This is a genomic window from Massilia sp. MP_M2 (genome assembly GCF_039123635.1).
Taxonomy (GTDB): domain Bacteria; phylum Pseudomonadota; class Gammaproteobacteria; order Burkholderiales; family Burkholderiaceae_D; genus Telluria.
The window spans coordinates 219,940-234,389 of sequence record NZ_JBCHJF010000002.1; the positions used below are offsets into that span (position 1 = coordinate 219,940).

The following is a 14,450-nucleotide window of genomic DNA, read 5'->3' on the forward strand; positions in this document are numbered from 1 at the left end:
GCAATGTCGAATGACGATGTAAAAAGGGCTGTAACCCGTGAGGATTCCAGCCCTTTTCTGTTGGACGCAGCCCGCTTGCGCGGGCCTTGCCAACAGCTTACGCCAGCAGCTGACGCAGCACGAATGGCAGAATACCGCCGTGCTTGTAGTAGTCGACTTCGATTGGCGTATCGATACGCAGCAGCACGCGCACTTCTTGCGATTCGCCGTTTTCACGATGGATCACGAGCGTGGCCAGCTGTTGCGGCTTGATCTCGCCTTCCAGGCCCTTCAGGTCATACGTCTCTTTGCCCGTGATGCCCAGGCTGTCGACGCTGTCGTTGCCGATGAATTGCAGCGGCAGCACGCCCATGCCCACCAGGTTCGAGCGGTGGATGCGTTCGAACGAGCGCACGATCACTGCCTTCACGCCCAGCAGCTGGGTGCCCTTGGCGGCCCAGTCGCGCGACGAGCCGGTGCCGTACTCTTCGCCGCCGAAGATCATGGTCGGGGTGCCGTCAGCCACGTATTGCATGGCGGCGTCATAGATCGACATCTGTTCGCCGGTTGGCTGGAACTGCGTGATGCCGCCTTCGATCGCCGAGCCGTCCGGACCCACCGGGATCATGCGGTTCTTGATCCGCACGTTGGCGAAGGTGCCGCGCATCATGATTTCGTGGTTACCGCGCCGCGAGCCGTACGAGTTGAAGTCGGCTTTCAGGACGTTGTGTTCCTTGAGCCACTTGCCTGCTGGGCCGTCTTCCTTGATCGAACCGGCCGGGGAGATGTGGTCGGTGGTGATCGAGTCGCCGAACACGCCCAGTGCGCGTGCGCCGGTGATGCCGGTGGCGACCGCTTTCGGGGTCATCTCGAAATCAGCGAAGAACGGTGGCTCGGCGATGTAGGTCGATTCAGGCCAGTTGTAGACTTGACCTTCGGTCGTGGTGACGCGTTCCCACAGCTCGCCCGGGTTGCCCTTGACGTCGGCGTAGTTCGACTTGAAGACTTCCGAGTTCATCGCAAAGCGCATCAGCTCACCGATCTCTTGCGAGGTCGGCCAGATGTCGCCCAGGTACACGTCCACGCCATGGCTGTCCTGGCCGACTGGCTCGGTCATCAGGTCGCGCGTCATGTTGCCGGCGATCGCGTAAGCGACGACCAGCGGTGGCGACGCCAGGAAGTTCGAACGGATGTTCGGGTGGATCCGTGCTTCGAAGTTACGGTTGCCCGACAGGATGGCCGAGGCGACGATGTCGTTCTGCGTGATCGCGGCGTTCAGTTCCGGGGTCAGGTCGCCGGCATTGCCGATGCAGGTCGTGCAGCCGTAGGCGGTCACGCCGAAGCCCAGCTTTTCCAGGTACGGCAGCAGGCCGGCAGCGGTCAGGTACTCGGTGACCACGCGCGAGCCAGGGGCCAGCGACGACTTGATGTGCGGCGCCACGGTCAGGCCGCGCTCGACGGCTTTCTTGGCCAGCAGGCCGGCGGCCAGCAGCACGCTCGGGTTCGACGTGTTGGTGCACGACGTGATGGCGGCGATCAGGATGTCGCCGTTCTTCACGTTCACGCCGTTGGTCGTGGTGTACTGCTTGTTGAGGTCTTCCGGATTCTTGTTGAAGCCGTTCTGCGTCGTCGGCTTGCTGAACAGTTCCGTGAAGTTGTTCTTCACGTTGCCGAGTTCAATACGGTCTTGCGGACGCTTCGGGCCTGCCAGCGATGGCGTGACGGTCGACAGGTCGAGCTCGACGACGCGCGTGAAGTCGATGTCGCCTTCTTGCGGGATGCCGAACATGCCCTGGGCGCGGTAGTAGCCTTCGAACGCAGCCAGCTCTTCTTCGGTGCGGCCGGTGCCGCGGAAGTAGTCGACCGTGGCTTCGTCGACCGGGAAGAAGCCCATCGTCGCGCCGTATTCAGGCGCCATATTGCCGATGGTTGCGCGGTCGGTGGTCGACAGCGAGCGGGTGCCGGCGCCGAAGAACTCGACGAACTTGCCGACGACTTTTTCTTTGCGCAGCAGTTCGGTGACGGTCAGCACCAGGTCGGTCGCGGTGCAGCCTTCGCGCAGCTTGCCTTTCAGGTTCACGCCGATGACGTCCGGGGTCAGGAAGTACACCGGCTGGCCCAGCATGCCGGCTTCGGCTTCGATACCGCCCACGCCCCAGCCGACCACGCCAACGCCGTTGATCATGGTGGTGTGCGAGTCGGTGCCGACCAGCGTGTCAGGGTAGTACACGTCGCCCTGCTTCATGACGCCGCGCGCCAGGTATTCCAGGTTGACCTGGTGGACGATGCCGAAGCCCGGTGGCACGACGCCGAAGGTGTCGAAGGCTTGCATGCCCCATTTCATGAACTGGTAGCGCTCGTTGTTGCGCGAGAATTCCAGCTTCATGTTCAGGTCGAGTGCGTTCGGCTCACGGAAGTGGTCGATCGTGACCGAGTGGTCGACGACCAGGTCGACCGGCACCAGTGGCTCGATCTTCTTCGGATCAGCGCCCATCTTGGCGGCGACGTTACGCATCGCAGCCAGGTCGGCCAGCAGCGGCACGCCGGTGAAGTCTTGCAGCACGACGCGGGCCACGACGAACGGAATCTCGTCGGTGCGCTCGGCCGTGGCTTTCCAGCCGGCGACCTGCTTGATGTGCTCTTCGGTGACCTTCTTGCCGTCGCAGTTACGCAGCACGGATTCCAGGACGATACGAATCGACACCGGCAGGCGCGACAGGTTCACACCAAGGGTTTCCGCCAGCGCTGGCAGCGAGTGAAACTGGCCGCTCTGGCCTGCGCCGATCGGGAATTCCTTCAGTGTGTTCAGGGTGTTGCGAGACATAATCTCTCCTTCAGTGGAATATTGTTATCAACAACGTTGTTATTTCAACAGCATCAAATAACATCAGGCGACAGGACGGTCTGGATCCGGGAAACCCAGGCCGCGGCTCAAGTCTTGCTCGCCTCCGGCGCCGCGGTCGCCACGATCGCGGACTGGGTGGCGTTCTTGCATTCATTCGCCAGTTGGCGGTTGAGCTTCGAGTCGAGCAGGATGCCCTTGGACGGAATGCCAATCCAGATCAGGCCATAGTGCGGATTTTCGAAGCGCAAGGCGCCGGTGGTGGTGCCGATGCGGGCCAGGCGGTGCAGCCGGGTCTTCCAGCGCAGCGCGATGTGGCTCGCATCGTTGTCGTTCGTGTAGATCGTGATCTTGTTGCCCAGCTCGCAATCGTACTCGGTGGTCTTGGTGTCGGTGATGTCCGGTTCGTCGACCTCGAGCGGGTTGGCGGCCACCGCGGCGGCCGTGACGGCAGCGGTAGCAGCAGCGGCTTTCGCCTTCTTGCCAGATTTTTTCGCGGGCGCCTTCGCCTGCTTTTTCGCCGCTTCGGCAGCGAGCACGGCGGAGGCTTTCGGGTGCGCTACCGGCGTGGCGGCGTTGGCCGGCGCACACGCGACGGCGGCGGCAAGCGCAAGTGCGCAGGCAGCATTGACTGGTGAGAGGAGGGTGGCCATGGTCGGGATTATCGGGAGTCTGAGAGGTTGACGATGGCTGCAGCTGCCTCTGGCAGGGCGAGGCCGGCCAGCTTGGCCCGCTGCAACACCGACCAATAGTATCGGTAGCTCGCACGGTCATGCAAGCGCCCATGTTGCGCAATCGGTCCCCAGCCCGAGGCCATGGCTTCGGTCAGGATATTCGTGGCTTCATTGACTTCGGACAAGCGCGGCGTGAACGCCTTGAGGATCGGCTTGATCTGATCCGGGTGGATGCTCCACATACGGGTAAAGCCGAACTCGGCGCCGGCGCGCTGGGCATCGTTCGCCACCGTTGCGCTGTCCTTGATGTCGGTCGTCACGTTGTGCGATGCCACCTTGCCATGGGCATGGCAGGCCGCCACCATTTCGAGCTTCGCGCGCACCACCAGCGGGTGCGTGAACTGGCCTGGCGTGCGCATCGCGCTGGCCGGAATCGCGCCGTAGTGGGCCGAGACAAAATCCATGATGCCGAACGACAGGCACTCGACCTGCGGCAGCGCCGCGATGTCGTAGGCGTCGCGCAGCGCGCCGTGGGTTTCGATCAGTACATGCACTGGCAGGTCGGTGCGACCGGCAGCGAGCGCGTACTTGTTGATCAGCTCGATCGCGCCGCGCACCTCGTCGACGCTGTCGACTTTCGGCAGCACGACATACGCCAGGCGCGCCGCCGCGCCGCCGACGATGATCGCGACGTCGTTGGCAAAGTGGATGCTGGCCGGCTCGTGCAGGCGCGCGCCGACACGGTTGAAACGGTTCTCTTCGCTGTTTAACAAGCCCGCCACAAGGACGGCGTGCTCGTGCTCGACGCCCGCCTGGGCGCCGTCTTCGCAGTCGAAGGTGATGTCAAACAAGGGACCAAGCTCTTGTTGCAGGGTCAGCGATTTGCGCATCAGTTTCTCGGCGCCGGCGTAGTGATCGCAGGAGGGGAGAAGCAGCGGCTGGCGTTTGCCCTGGAATAAAACCTCGGAAGGATGCATAGATTTCTTCACAACGCTTGGTTGCATAAAACACCGCCGTGCCGGTTGACTGGCACGGCGTGGTTGGCGCACGGCAGTTGCCGTGCGCCTTGTACTGATTAGCCCAGCAGGTGTGCGACGCCGGCTTTTTCTTCTTCCAGCTCTTTCAGGGTCAGGTTGATGCGCTCTTGCGAGAACGAATCGATGTCCAGACCTTGCACGATCGTGTATTCGCCATTCTCGGTCGTGACCGGGAAGCCGAACATGGTGCCTTCAGGGATGCCGTACGAACCGTCCGACGGGATACCCATCGTGGTCCACTTGCCGTTCGTGCCCAGGACCCAGTCACGGACGTGGTCGATCGCTGCGTTGGCGGCCGAGGCTGCCGACGACAGGCCGCGCGCTTCGATGATCGCAGCGCCGCGCTTGCCGACGGTTGGCAGGAAGGTGTTGGCGTTCCATTCCTGGTCGTTGATCAGGTCCTTGACCTGCTCGCTGCCAGCGGTGGCGAAACGGTAGTCGGCGTACATCGTTGGCGAGTGGTTGCCCCAGACGACCATTTGTTCGATGTCCTTGACGGCCTTGCCGGTCTTGGCTGCCACTTGCGACAGCGCGCGGTTGTGGTCCAGACGCAGCATCGCGGTGAAGTTTTTCGCTGGCAGGTTCGGTGCCGACTTCATCGCGATGTAGGCGTTGGTGTTGGCTGGATTGCCGACCACCAGCACCTTGACGTTGCGCGAAGCGACGGCGTCCAGCGCCTTGCCCTGCACGGTGAAGATCTGGGCATTGGCTTCCAGCAGGTCCTTGCGTTCCATGCCTGGGCCACGTGGACGGGCGCCGACCAGCAGGGCGACGTCGATGTCCTTGAATGCGGTCATTGGATCGGCGTGCGCCGTCATGCCTTCGAGCAGCGGGAACGCGCAGTCGTCGATTTCCATCATTACGCCCTTGAGCGCCTTCTGTGCTTTTTCGTTGTCGATTTCGAGCAGCTGAAGGATGACCGGCTGGTCCTTGCCGAGCATGTCGCCGTTGGCGATGCGGAACAGCAGGGAATAGCCGATCTGGCCGGCAGCGCCGGTCACAGCGACGCGCATTGGGGTTTTAGCCATGATGAATCTCCAAAAGTGGGAATGAAAACGGTTTGCACCGAGGTCGACGCCGAGCCTACGCTTGTAGCGCTCAGCTGCAATCAGACTTTAATCAGACTGCAATGATAACAAAAAGCGTCGGCCGGGCTATTCAAAAGTCAATCGCGGGTGTCGCGCGCGTACTCTAGCAAGAGTGCCACCGACTCCCGGTCGGGCATGAGTGTATGCCTGCGTCATCAAGGCTGTCAATTCATATCTTATGTCTTATATAAGACAGATATCTGAATGCCTCAAAAGCTGGACGGTATGGCGCTTTTGTGGTGAAATCGCGGTCTATGAATTCCACCTCGTCCAATCCGGCTGCCGACCCTGCCGCCAGCGGCTCGCCGTCCTTCCGGCCGCTGTACCAGCAGATCAAGGCCCTGATCACCAAAAGCCTGCAGGCCGGCGAGTGGAAACCGGGCGAAATGATGCCGAGCGAAGTCGAGCTGGCCGGGCGGTTCAAGGTCAGCCAGGGCACGGTGCGCAAGGCCATTGACGAGCTCGCGGCCGAGAACCTGGTCGTGCGCCGCCAGGGCAAGGGCACGTTCGTCGCCAGCCACGCCGAAGAACGCGCGCATTTTCGCTTTCTGCGCCTGCGGCCCGACGAAGGCTTGCCACACCATCCTGAAAACCGCTTCCTCGAGGTCAAGCGCATCCGTGCACCGGCCGAGGTCGCGCGCCTGCTCGACCTGAAAGCGGGCGACGCCGTCGTCTACATCAAGCGCGTGCAGTCGTTCGAGGGCAAGCCGACCATCCTGGAAGAGCTGTGGCTGCCGGGCCAGTTGTTCAAGGGCCTGAGCGCCGAGCGCCTGGTGGAATACAAGGGCCCGATGTATGGGCTGTTCGAAACGGAATTCGGCACCCGCATGATCCGCGCGACGGAAAAGATACGCGCCGTCACGGCCGATGCCGCCACGGCCGACTATTTGAAGGTGCCGCAAGGCACACCGCTGTTGTGCGGCGAACGTGTGTCGTTTACCTACGGCGACAAGGCAGTCGAGCTGCGCCGCGGGATGTACTTGACGGAACAACATCACTATCAGAACGAGCTGTCCTGATAAGTAGCTCAGCCGTATAGAAATACTTTGCCGCAGTCAATATGGGCTGCAGCGAAAATCGGCAAGAGCGACTAAAATAACTTGGTTTTGGGTGCGCGGCGGACATGACCCGGTCCTTCGCTCGCTGTCCCGCCCACCTTGCTTCGCGTTAACGGACCAAGACAGGGAAATCAGCGAAAATCCAAAGGGTTCACATAAAAAATTGTTGTCATAAGGGAGGTGTACCATCATGTCCGAAGCCGTGAGAGAAGCAAAGCAGAAGGGGCGGCCGGAGTTCCGCAATATCGGCATCACCGATATCACCAGCAAATATCGCATGCCGCCATCGGCCATCGTGTCGATCCTGCACCGTGTCAGTGGCGCCGGCATGTTCCTGGCGTTGCCTTTCCTGTTGTACCTGTTCCAGCAAAGCCTGCTGTCGGAATCGTCGTTCGGCTACTTTGCCGGCATCGTTTCCCACCCGCTCGCCAAGATCGTCCTGCTGGGCCTGTCGTGGGCTTACCTGCACCACTTCACCGCCGGCATTCGTCACCTGATCATGGACAATCACATCGGCATCGAGAAGGACACGTCGCAAAAGACCGCCCGTGTCGTGCTGGTGATCAGCCTGCTGCTGACCGCGTTGGTCGGCCTGAAACTGTTCGGAGTGTTTTAATTATGGCAACCAAGAATAATATCGGCACACGCCGCGTCGTCGTCGGCGCGCACTATGGCGTCAGGGACTGGCTGGCGCAGCGCGTCACCGCCATCGTGATGGCGGTCTACACCGTCATCCTGCTGGTCGCGTTCCTGACCGGCCAGAATTTCACCTATGAAGGCTGGGCGGGTCTGTTCTCCCAGCAATGGTTCAAGCTGTTTTCGCTGGTGACGTTCCTGGCGTTGTACTACCACGCCTGGGTCGGCATCCGCGATATCTGGATGGACTATGTTAAATCGGCAGGCCTGCGTCTGTTCCTGATGCTGGTAACGATCTTCTGGCTGCTCGCTTGCGCCGCCTGGACCGTACAAATTCTCTGGAGTGTGTAATCGTGGCAGCTATCAAAACTGCAATTCCTACCCGTCGGTTCGACGCGGTCATCGTGGGCGCCGGCGGTTCCGGCATGCGCGCTTCCCTGCAACTGGCTGAAGCCGGCCTGAACGTTGCTGTTCTGTCCAAAGTGTTCCCGACCCGCTCGCACACCGTGGCGGCGCAGGGCGGCATCGGCGCCTCGCTCGGCAATATGAGCGAGGACGACTGGTACTGGCACATGTTCGACACCGTCAAGGGCGGCGACTACCTGGGCGACCAGGATGCGATCGAATTCATGTGCCGCGAAGCACCGAAAGTCGTCTACGAGCTGGAACACTTCGGCATGCCGTTCGACCGCAACCCTGACGGCACGATTTATCAGCGTCCGTTCGGCGGCCACACGGCCAACTTCGGCGAAAAGCCGGTCCAGCGCGCCTGCGCAGCAGCCGACCGTACCGGTCACGCGCTGCTGCACACGCTGTACCAGCGCAATGTCCGCGCCCGCACCCACTTCTTCGTGGAATGGATGGCACTGGACGTGATCCGCGACGCCGAAGGCGACGTGGTCGGCGTGATGGCCCTGGAAATGGAAACCGGCGAAGTCATGATCATCGAAGCGAAGACCACCATCTTCGCCACCGGCGGCGCAGGCCGTATCTTTGCCGCATCGACCAATGCCTTCATCAACACCGGCGACGGCATGGGCATGGCGGCGCGTGCCGGCCTGCCGCTGCAAGACATGGAGTTCTGGCAGTTCCACCCGACCGGTGTGGCGGGCGCGGGCGTCCTGATCACCGAAGGCGTGCGCGGCGAGGGCGGTATCCTGATCAACAGCAACGGCGAACGCTTCATGGAGCGCTACGCGCCGACGCTGAAGGATCTGGCGCCACGCGACTTCGTGTCGCGCTCGATGGACCAGGAAATCAAGGAAGGCCGCGGCTGCGGTCCGAACAAGGACCACGTGCTGCTGGACCTGCGCCACATCGGCGCCGACACCATCAAGAAGCGTCTGCCTTCGATCCTCGAAATCGGCCACAAGTTCGCCAACGTCGATGCGACCAAGGAACCGATTCCGGTCGTGCCGACGATTCACTACCAGATGGGCGGCATCCCGACAAATATCCATGGTCAGGTCGTGGCACCGGATGGTGCGGGCGGCCAGAAGATCGTGGGTGGTCTGTATGCGATTGGCGAATGCGCCTGCGTGTCGGTCCACGGCGCGAACCGCCTGGGCACGAACTCGCTGCTCGACCTGATCGTGTTCGGTCGCGCAGCCGGCAACCACGTCGTCGCGTCCGACCTGAAGAAGAAAGTCGCCAAGCCGATGCCGGCTGATGCTGCCGACTTCGCACTCGATCGCCTGAACCGCCTCGAAACGTCGACCGGCACCGAGAAAGTGCAGCACGTCGCCAACGATATCCGCGCCACGATGCAGAAGTACTGCGGCGTGTTCCGCACCGACCAGCTGCTCACGCAGGGCGTCAAGGAAATCATGGTGCTCGACGAGCGCCGCAAGAACGTGTCGTTCAAGGACAAGTCGAAGGTGTTCAACACCGCTCGCGTCGAAGCGCTCGAACTGGACAACCTGATCGAAACCGCGAAAGCGACTATCGTTTCGGCCCAGGCGCGCAAGGAATCGCGCGGCGCCCACGCCCACAGCGATTACGAAGTCCGCGACGACGAGAACTGGATGAAGCACACGCTGTTCTTCTCCGAGGGCAACCGCCTCGACTACAAGGGCGTCGTGCAAAAGCCGCTGACGGTCGAGACCTTCAAGCCAAAAGCACGTACTTTCTAAACATTTTTGTGGCTACCGGGCGATTGTCGCCCGGCCGCCGTGATGAGATAGGTAAAACATGGCACGCACTGTCCAACTGAAAATTTACCGCTACGATCCGGACAAGGATTCGAAGCCTTACATGCAAGACGTTTCGGTCGAGCTGCAAGACACCGACAAGATGCTGCTGGACGTCCTGCAGCGCATCAAGGCGGACGTCGATGACTCGTTGACGCTGCGCCGCTCGTGCCGCGAAGGCGTGTGCGGTTCGGACGCAATGAACATCAACGGCAAGAACGGTCTGGCCTGCACGACCAACCTGAACGAGCTGACCCAGCCGATCGTGCTGCGTCCTCTGCCGGGCCTGCCGGTGGTGCGCGACCTGATCGTCGACATGACCAACTTCTTCAAACAGTATCACTCGATCAAGCCGTACCTGATCAACGAGTCGATCCGGCCTGAAAAAGAACGTCTGCAGTCGCCCGAAGAGCGCGAAGAGCTCGACGGTCTGTACGAGTGCATCCTGTGCGCCTGCTGCTCGACTTCGTGCCCGTCGTTCTGGTGGAACCCGGACAAATTCGTCGGCCCGGCCGGTCTGTTGCAGGCGTACCGCTTCATCGCCGACTCGCGCGACGAAGCGACCAACGAGCGCCTGGACAACCTGGAAGATCCGTACCGCCTGTTCCGCTGCCACTCGATCATGAATTGCACGGATGTGTGCCCGAAAGGCCTCAATCCGAACAAGGCGATTGGCAAGATCAAGGAACTGCTGGTGCGTCGCGCGATTTAAGCGATGGATGCGTGTGGCGCCGCAGGTGGGCGCCGCACGCGTTGTCTGGCGGTGTGCAGACGTGCGTCGGACGCGTTCGACGAACGTGTGCAATACCGTAAAAGTACCGTGCTGCCGAATCGTGTCAGCCGGAGTATGATGTCGAACCAACAACGGATTTTAATGTGATTACACATCAAGCCGATCCTGCCAACCGTTCGCGCCTGCGCTGGCGTGCACGTCGCGGCCTGCTCGAGAACGATCTGATCCTGACGCGCTTTCTCGATGCGCAAGAAAAGGGTCTGACGGACGACGAGGTCGATGCGCTGACGCGCCTGCTGGACCTGGCTGACAACCCGTTGCTGGACTTGCTGCTGGGGCGCAACGAGCCCTCCGGCGAGCACGACCTGCCGCACGTGCACGCCTTGCTGGCGAAGCTGCGGCTAGCGTAAGCGAACTACGGGCCTTTCGATTCGCCAACGCGGCACGTCGCGACGCCCCCCGGTTTCGTTTTATTTTGTAGACCCACTCCCACAAGAAGGAAGTGCCATGAACATCTCTGATACCAAAGCCACCCTGTCGTTCTCGGACGGTAGCCCGTCGATCGACATGCCGATCTACAAAGGCACCATCGGCCCGGACGTCGTCGACATCCGCAAGCTGTACGGCGCGACCGGCAAGTTCACGTACGATCCTGGCTTCATGTCGACCGCCGCCTGCAACTCGAGCATCACCTACATCGACGGTGACAAGGGCGAGCTGCTGTACCGCGGTTATCCGATCGAGCAACTGGCCGTCAATTGCGACTTCCTGGAAACCTGCTACCTGCTGCTGAACGGCGAACTGCCGGACGCAGAACAGAAAGAGCTGTTCACCGACACCGTGACCAAGCACACGATGATCCACGAGCAGATGAATTTCTTCTTCCGTGGCTTCCGCCGTGATGCGCACCCGATGTCCGTGCTGGTCGGCACGGTCGGCGCGCTGGCGTCGTTCTACCACGATTCGCTCGACATCAACGATGCCAAGCAGCGCGAAATCTCGGCGATCCGCCTGATCGCCAAGCTGCCGACCCTCGTCGCGATGGCCTACAAGTACAACGTCGGCCAGCCGTTCGTGTACCCACGCAATGACCTGTCGTACAGCGCCAACTTCATGTACATGATGTTCGCCAATCCGTGCGAAGAGTACAAGGTCAATGACGTGCTGGTGCGCGCACTGGACCGCATCCTGATCCTGCACGCAGACCACGAGCAGAACGCATCGACCTCGACCGTCCGTCTGGCCGGTTCGTCGGGCGCCAACCCGTTCGCCTGTATCGCAGCCGGTATCGCCTGCCTGTGGGGCCCTGCCCACGGCGGCGCGAACGAAGCGGCCCTGAACATGCTGAAAGAAATCGGCAGCGTCGAGAACATCCCGGCCTTCATCGAGAAGGTCAAGGACAAGAATTCCGGCGTCAAGCTGATGGGCTTCGGTCACCGCGTGTACAAGAACTTCGACCCGCGCGCCAAGCTGATGCGCGAAACCTGCCACGAGGTGCTGGAAGAGTTGGGCCTGCAGGACGACCCACTGTTCAAGCTGGCAATGGAACTGGAACGCATCGCCCTCGAAGACGAATACTTCGTGTCGCGTAAGCTGTACCCGAACGTCGACTTCTACTCGGGCATCGTGCAGTCGGCACTGGGTATCCCGGTCACCATGTTCACCGGCATCTTCGCGATGGCCCGTACCATCGGCTGGATCGCGCAGTGGAACGAAATGATCGCCGACCCTGAGCAAAAGATCGGCCGTCCACGTCAGCTGTTCGTCGGCTCGCCGGCGCGTGACGTGCCGGACATGGACAAGCGTTAATCCGCTGGTTCAATAGCTGAAAAAGCGGGCTGCGGCCCGCTTTTTTCATGGGCGCCTGCAGCGAAAATATTTCGTCGGCCGACCCCTGGCATTGCCGCCGAAGAGGTCTATACTGAGCTCATCAGTTTCAATTGCCACTATGAAACATTCCATGTATTCCCGATCAGTCGAACCCATTGGTGCACGTACGCTGGCGCGGCTCGGATTGCTCCGCGCCGCCCATGGTCGAGCGGCGCACGCCGTCAGTGCGTAGCGCCGCAGCCAGGCCCCGCCATCGTAGCGGCAAGCCGGCTCTCTCAACGCTGATCGTGGAGACTGAAATGAGTGATTCAATGGTTGTATCCTGGCTTGACCTCGAACGCCTCGAGCGTGTGCTGGATCGGCTTTCTCCGGCAGAGGCCCGAGCGCGTGACGCGCTGCTGGGTGAACTCGAACATGCGCAACTGGTCGAGCCGTGGGAGATGCCGCCCGACGTCGTGACGATGAATTCGCGCGTGCGCTTTCGCGTGACCGGCGCCAGCGAAGAAGAGACGATGACGCTGAGCTATCCGAACGACATGCAGGACACCGCAGAACGCCTGTCGGTGCTCACGCCGGCCGGCACAGCGCTGCTGGGCGTGCGGGTGGGTGGGCGGATGTCGTGGCAGCAGCCGGACGGGCCGCACGAGGCCACGGTGCTCGGGATCGAGCATCAGGCACAGCCAGCAGGGCGGCAGCACCGCTAGGGGAGCACTGATTTATTCTGGGGGATGGAATTGGCTGCGGAAAAAGCCGCCATGCAAGGCGCAAATCGCAGCAATAGCGAGCTATTGCGAGAATTTGCAACGCCGCAGGGTGGCTATTTTCCGCGCCAAGTCCGCCTCCATGAATTAATCAGTGCTTCCCAAGTGCCTGCGCTGGCGGGGTGGGCGAATGCACCGGCCTCTTGCGTGCATGTGTAGAATGCTTCGCTCATCACCGTCATCGAAGGACCACCATGCAACGCCTCCTGACCGCCTGCTTACTTAGCCTGAGCCTGAGCCTCTGCCTGTCGCTGGCCGGCCCCGCGCACGCTGCCACCGATGCAAGCCTGACGCGCGAAGTCAACGCCTTCGTCGACGGCTGGCACGACGACGCCGCCAATACGCGCATGGCGTACTTTGACAAGATCGCCAAGGATGGCGTGTATATCGGCACCGACCACACCGAGCTGTGGACGCGCGATGAATTCAAGGCCTGGTCGAAGAAGTACTTTGACGCCAAGGCGGCCTGGACCTTCAAGGCCACGCGCCGCAATGTCTACGCGTCGGCCGACAAATCCCTGATCTGGTTCGACGAGCTGCTCGATACCAAGAACATGGGGCCGGCGATGGCCAGCGGCGTGCTGCGCAAGACCAAGACGGGCTTCGAGATCGTTCACTACCAGCTGTCGCTGGCGGTGCCCAATGCCGTCAACGAGCAGGTCGTGGGCATCATCGCCGCGCACGAACAGCAGCCAAAGAAATAAGCAGCCTGCAGTGAATCAGCCTTATATCGGCCGCTTTGCGCCATCGCCTTCCGGGCCCCTGCACGCCGGCTCGCTGGTCGCGGCCATGGCCAGCTACCTCGACGCCCGCTGGCACGACGGCACGTGGCTGATCCGCATCGAAGACATCGACGAAGGCCGCAGCGTGCCCGGCGCAGCCGAAGGCATGCTGCAATTGCTGGCCGCGCTTGGCATGGCGCATGACGGCGAGGTGGTCTGGCAAAGCCGGCGCAAGCACCTCTACGAAGCGGCTGCCGCGCGCATCGCGCAGGACACCTATCCGTGCGGCTGCAACCGGCGCGAGATCGCCGATTCACGCATCGGCGTGGCGCCCGATGGCAGCGCGATCTATCCCGGCACCTGCCGCCATGGCCTCGGACCGGGCCGCACGATGCGCAGCCTGCGCGTGCGCGTGCCGGCGGCGGGCGACGACGAGATCACCTTCATCGACCGCTTTGCCGGGCCCGTCACGCAGCACCTGGCGCGCGATGCCGGCGACTTCGTGCTGAAACGCGCCGATGGGTTCTGGGCCTATCAACTCGCGGTCGTGGTGGACGATATCGAACAGGGCGTGACCGACATCGTGCGCGGCGCAGACCTGCTCGATTCGACGCCGCGCCAGATCCATCTGCAGCGGCTCCTGCACGCACCGACGCCGCGCTATCTGCACGTGCCGGTGGTACGCAACAGCAATGGCGAGAAGTTGTCGAAGCAGACCGGTGCGCTCGCGGTCACGGCGGGCGATGCGCCTGCGGCGATCGCGGTGCTGACAGAGACCGCAGGGTTTCTGGGGCTCGTGCTGGAGCCCGCCGCGCCAGATTCCATTGATGCATTCTGGCGCGCTGCGATTCCTGCCTGGGGCCGCCTGCTGGCCCAGCACGGCGCACTGCGGTAATTTACT

14 protein-coding genes are annotated in these 14,450 nt (G+C 61.9%); 10 read left to right on the top strand and 4 right to left on the bottom strand.

The window, feature by feature from the left end; all coding sequences use genetic code 11:
• Nucleotides 1-97 precede the first annotated feature (97 nt).
• From acnA to RCH14_RS05815, 4 genes are all read right to left on the bottom strand, one after another.
• Nucleotides 98-2,803 carry an aconitate hydratase AcnA gene (acnA, locus tag RCH14_RS05800; protein ID WP_343025210.1) on the bottom strand — a complete coding sequence of 902 codons (2,706 nt, stop codon included), beginning with the start codon at nt 2,801-2,803 and terminating at the stop codon, nt 98-100.
• A 107-nt stretch (nt 2,804-2,910) separates the two neighbouring features.
• Nucleotides 2,911-3,474, bottom strand: coding sequence for a hypothetical protein (locus RCH14_RS05805; protein WP_343025211.1), 564 nt, complete (start codon nt 3,472-3,474; stop codon nt 2,911-2,913).
• Between the two features lie 8 nt (nt 3,475-3,482).
• Nucleotides 3,483-4,472, bottom strand: coding sequence for an aldolase/citrate lyase family protein (locus RCH14_RS05810; RefSeq protein ID WP_343025212.1), 990 nt, complete (start codon nt 4,470-4,472; stop codon nt 3,483-3,485).
• Nucleotides 4,473-4,570: 98 nt separating this feature from the next.
• Nucleotides 4,571-5,560 carry a malate dehydrogenase gene (locus RCH14_RS05815; RefSeq protein WP_343025213.1) on the bottom strand — a complete coding sequence of 330 codons (990 nt, stop codon included), beginning with the start codon at nt 5,558-5,560 and terminating at the stop codon, nt 4,571-4,573.
• Between the two features lie 314 nt (nt 5,561-5,874).
• On the opposite strand from RCH14_RS05815, the gene RCH14_RS05820 reads away from it, so the two are divergent.
• The 10 genes from RCH14_RS05820 (at nt 5,875) to gluQRS (ending at nt 14,444) form a co-directional block, all read left to right on the top strand.
• Nucleotides 5,875-6,639 carry a GntR family transcriptional regulator gene (locus tag RCH14_RS05820; protein ID WP_343025214.1) on the top strand — a complete coding sequence of 255 codons (765 nt, stop codon included), beginning with the start codon at nt 5,875-5,877 and terminating at the stop codon, nt 6,637-6,639.
• A 229-nt stretch (nt 6,640-6,868) separates the two neighbouring features.
• Entirely contained in the window at nt 6,869-7,294 is a 426-nt protein-coding gene (gene sdhC, locus RCH14_RS05825) for a succinate dehydrogenase, cytochrome b556 subunit (protein WP_343025215.1), read from the top strand.
• 2 nt (nt 7,295-7,296) lie between these two features.
• Nucleotides 7,297-7,665: a succinate dehydrogenase, hydrophobic membrane anchor protein gene (gene sdhD, locus RCH14_RS05830; RefSeq protein ID WP_343025216.1), complete on the top strand. Its 369-nt coding sequence runs from the start codon at nt 7,297-7,299 to the stop codon at nt 7,663-7,665.
• A gap of 2 nt (nt 7,666-7,667) precedes the next feature.
• A complete protein-coding gene (gene sdhA / locus RCH14_RS05835) occupies nt 7,668-9,446 on the top strand; it encodes a succinate dehydrogenase flavoprotein subunit (RefSeq protein ID WP_343025217.1) in 1,779 nt (592 codons plus the stop codon).
• 58 nt (nt 9,447-9,504) lie between these two features.
• Nucleotides 9,505-10,215: a succinate dehydrogenase iron-sulfur subunit gene (locus RCH14_RS05840; protein WP_343025218.1), complete on the top strand. Its 711-nt coding sequence runs from the start codon at nt 9,505-9,507 to the stop codon at nt 10,213-10,215.
• Nucleotides 10,216-10,379: 164 nt separating this feature from the next.
• Nucleotides 10,380-10,646, top strand: a complete 267-nt coding sequence (locus RCH14_RS05845; protein ID WP_343025219.1) for a succinate dehydrogenase assembly factor 2 — start codon at nt 10,380-10,382, stop codon at nt 10,644-10,646.
• A gap of 97 nt (nt 10,647-10,743) precedes the next feature.
• Complete coding sequence (gene gltA / locus RCH14_RS05850; RefSeq protein ID WP_343025220.1) at nt 10,744-12,045, top strand: citrate synthase; 1,302 nt, start codon at nt 10,744-10,746, stop codon at nt 12,043-12,045.
• A gap of 320 nt (nt 12,046-12,365) precedes the next feature.
• The gene (rnk, locus tag RCH14_RS05855) at nt 12,366-12,770 is read left to right on the top strand and encodes a nucleoside diphosphate kinase regulator (RefSeq protein WP_343025221.1); all 405 of its coding nucleotides are present in this window, start codon (nt 12,366-12,368) and stop codon (nt 12,768-12,770) included.
• Between the two features lie 251 nt (nt 12,771-13,021).
• Nucleotides 13,022-13,531, top strand: a complete 510-nt coding sequence (locus RCH14_RS05860; protein WP_343025222.1) for a nuclear transport factor 2 family protein — start codon at nt 13,022-13,024, stop codon at nt 13,529-13,531.
• Nucleotides 13,532-13,541: 10 nt separating this feature from the next.
• Complete coding sequence (gene gluQRS / locus RCH14_RS05865; RefSeq protein WP_343025223.1) at nt 13,542-14,444, top strand: tRNA glutamyl-Q(34) synthetase GluQRS; 903 nt, start codon at nt 13,542-13,544, stop codon at nt 14,442-14,444.
• Nucleotides 14,445-14,450 lie beyond the last annotated feature (6 nt).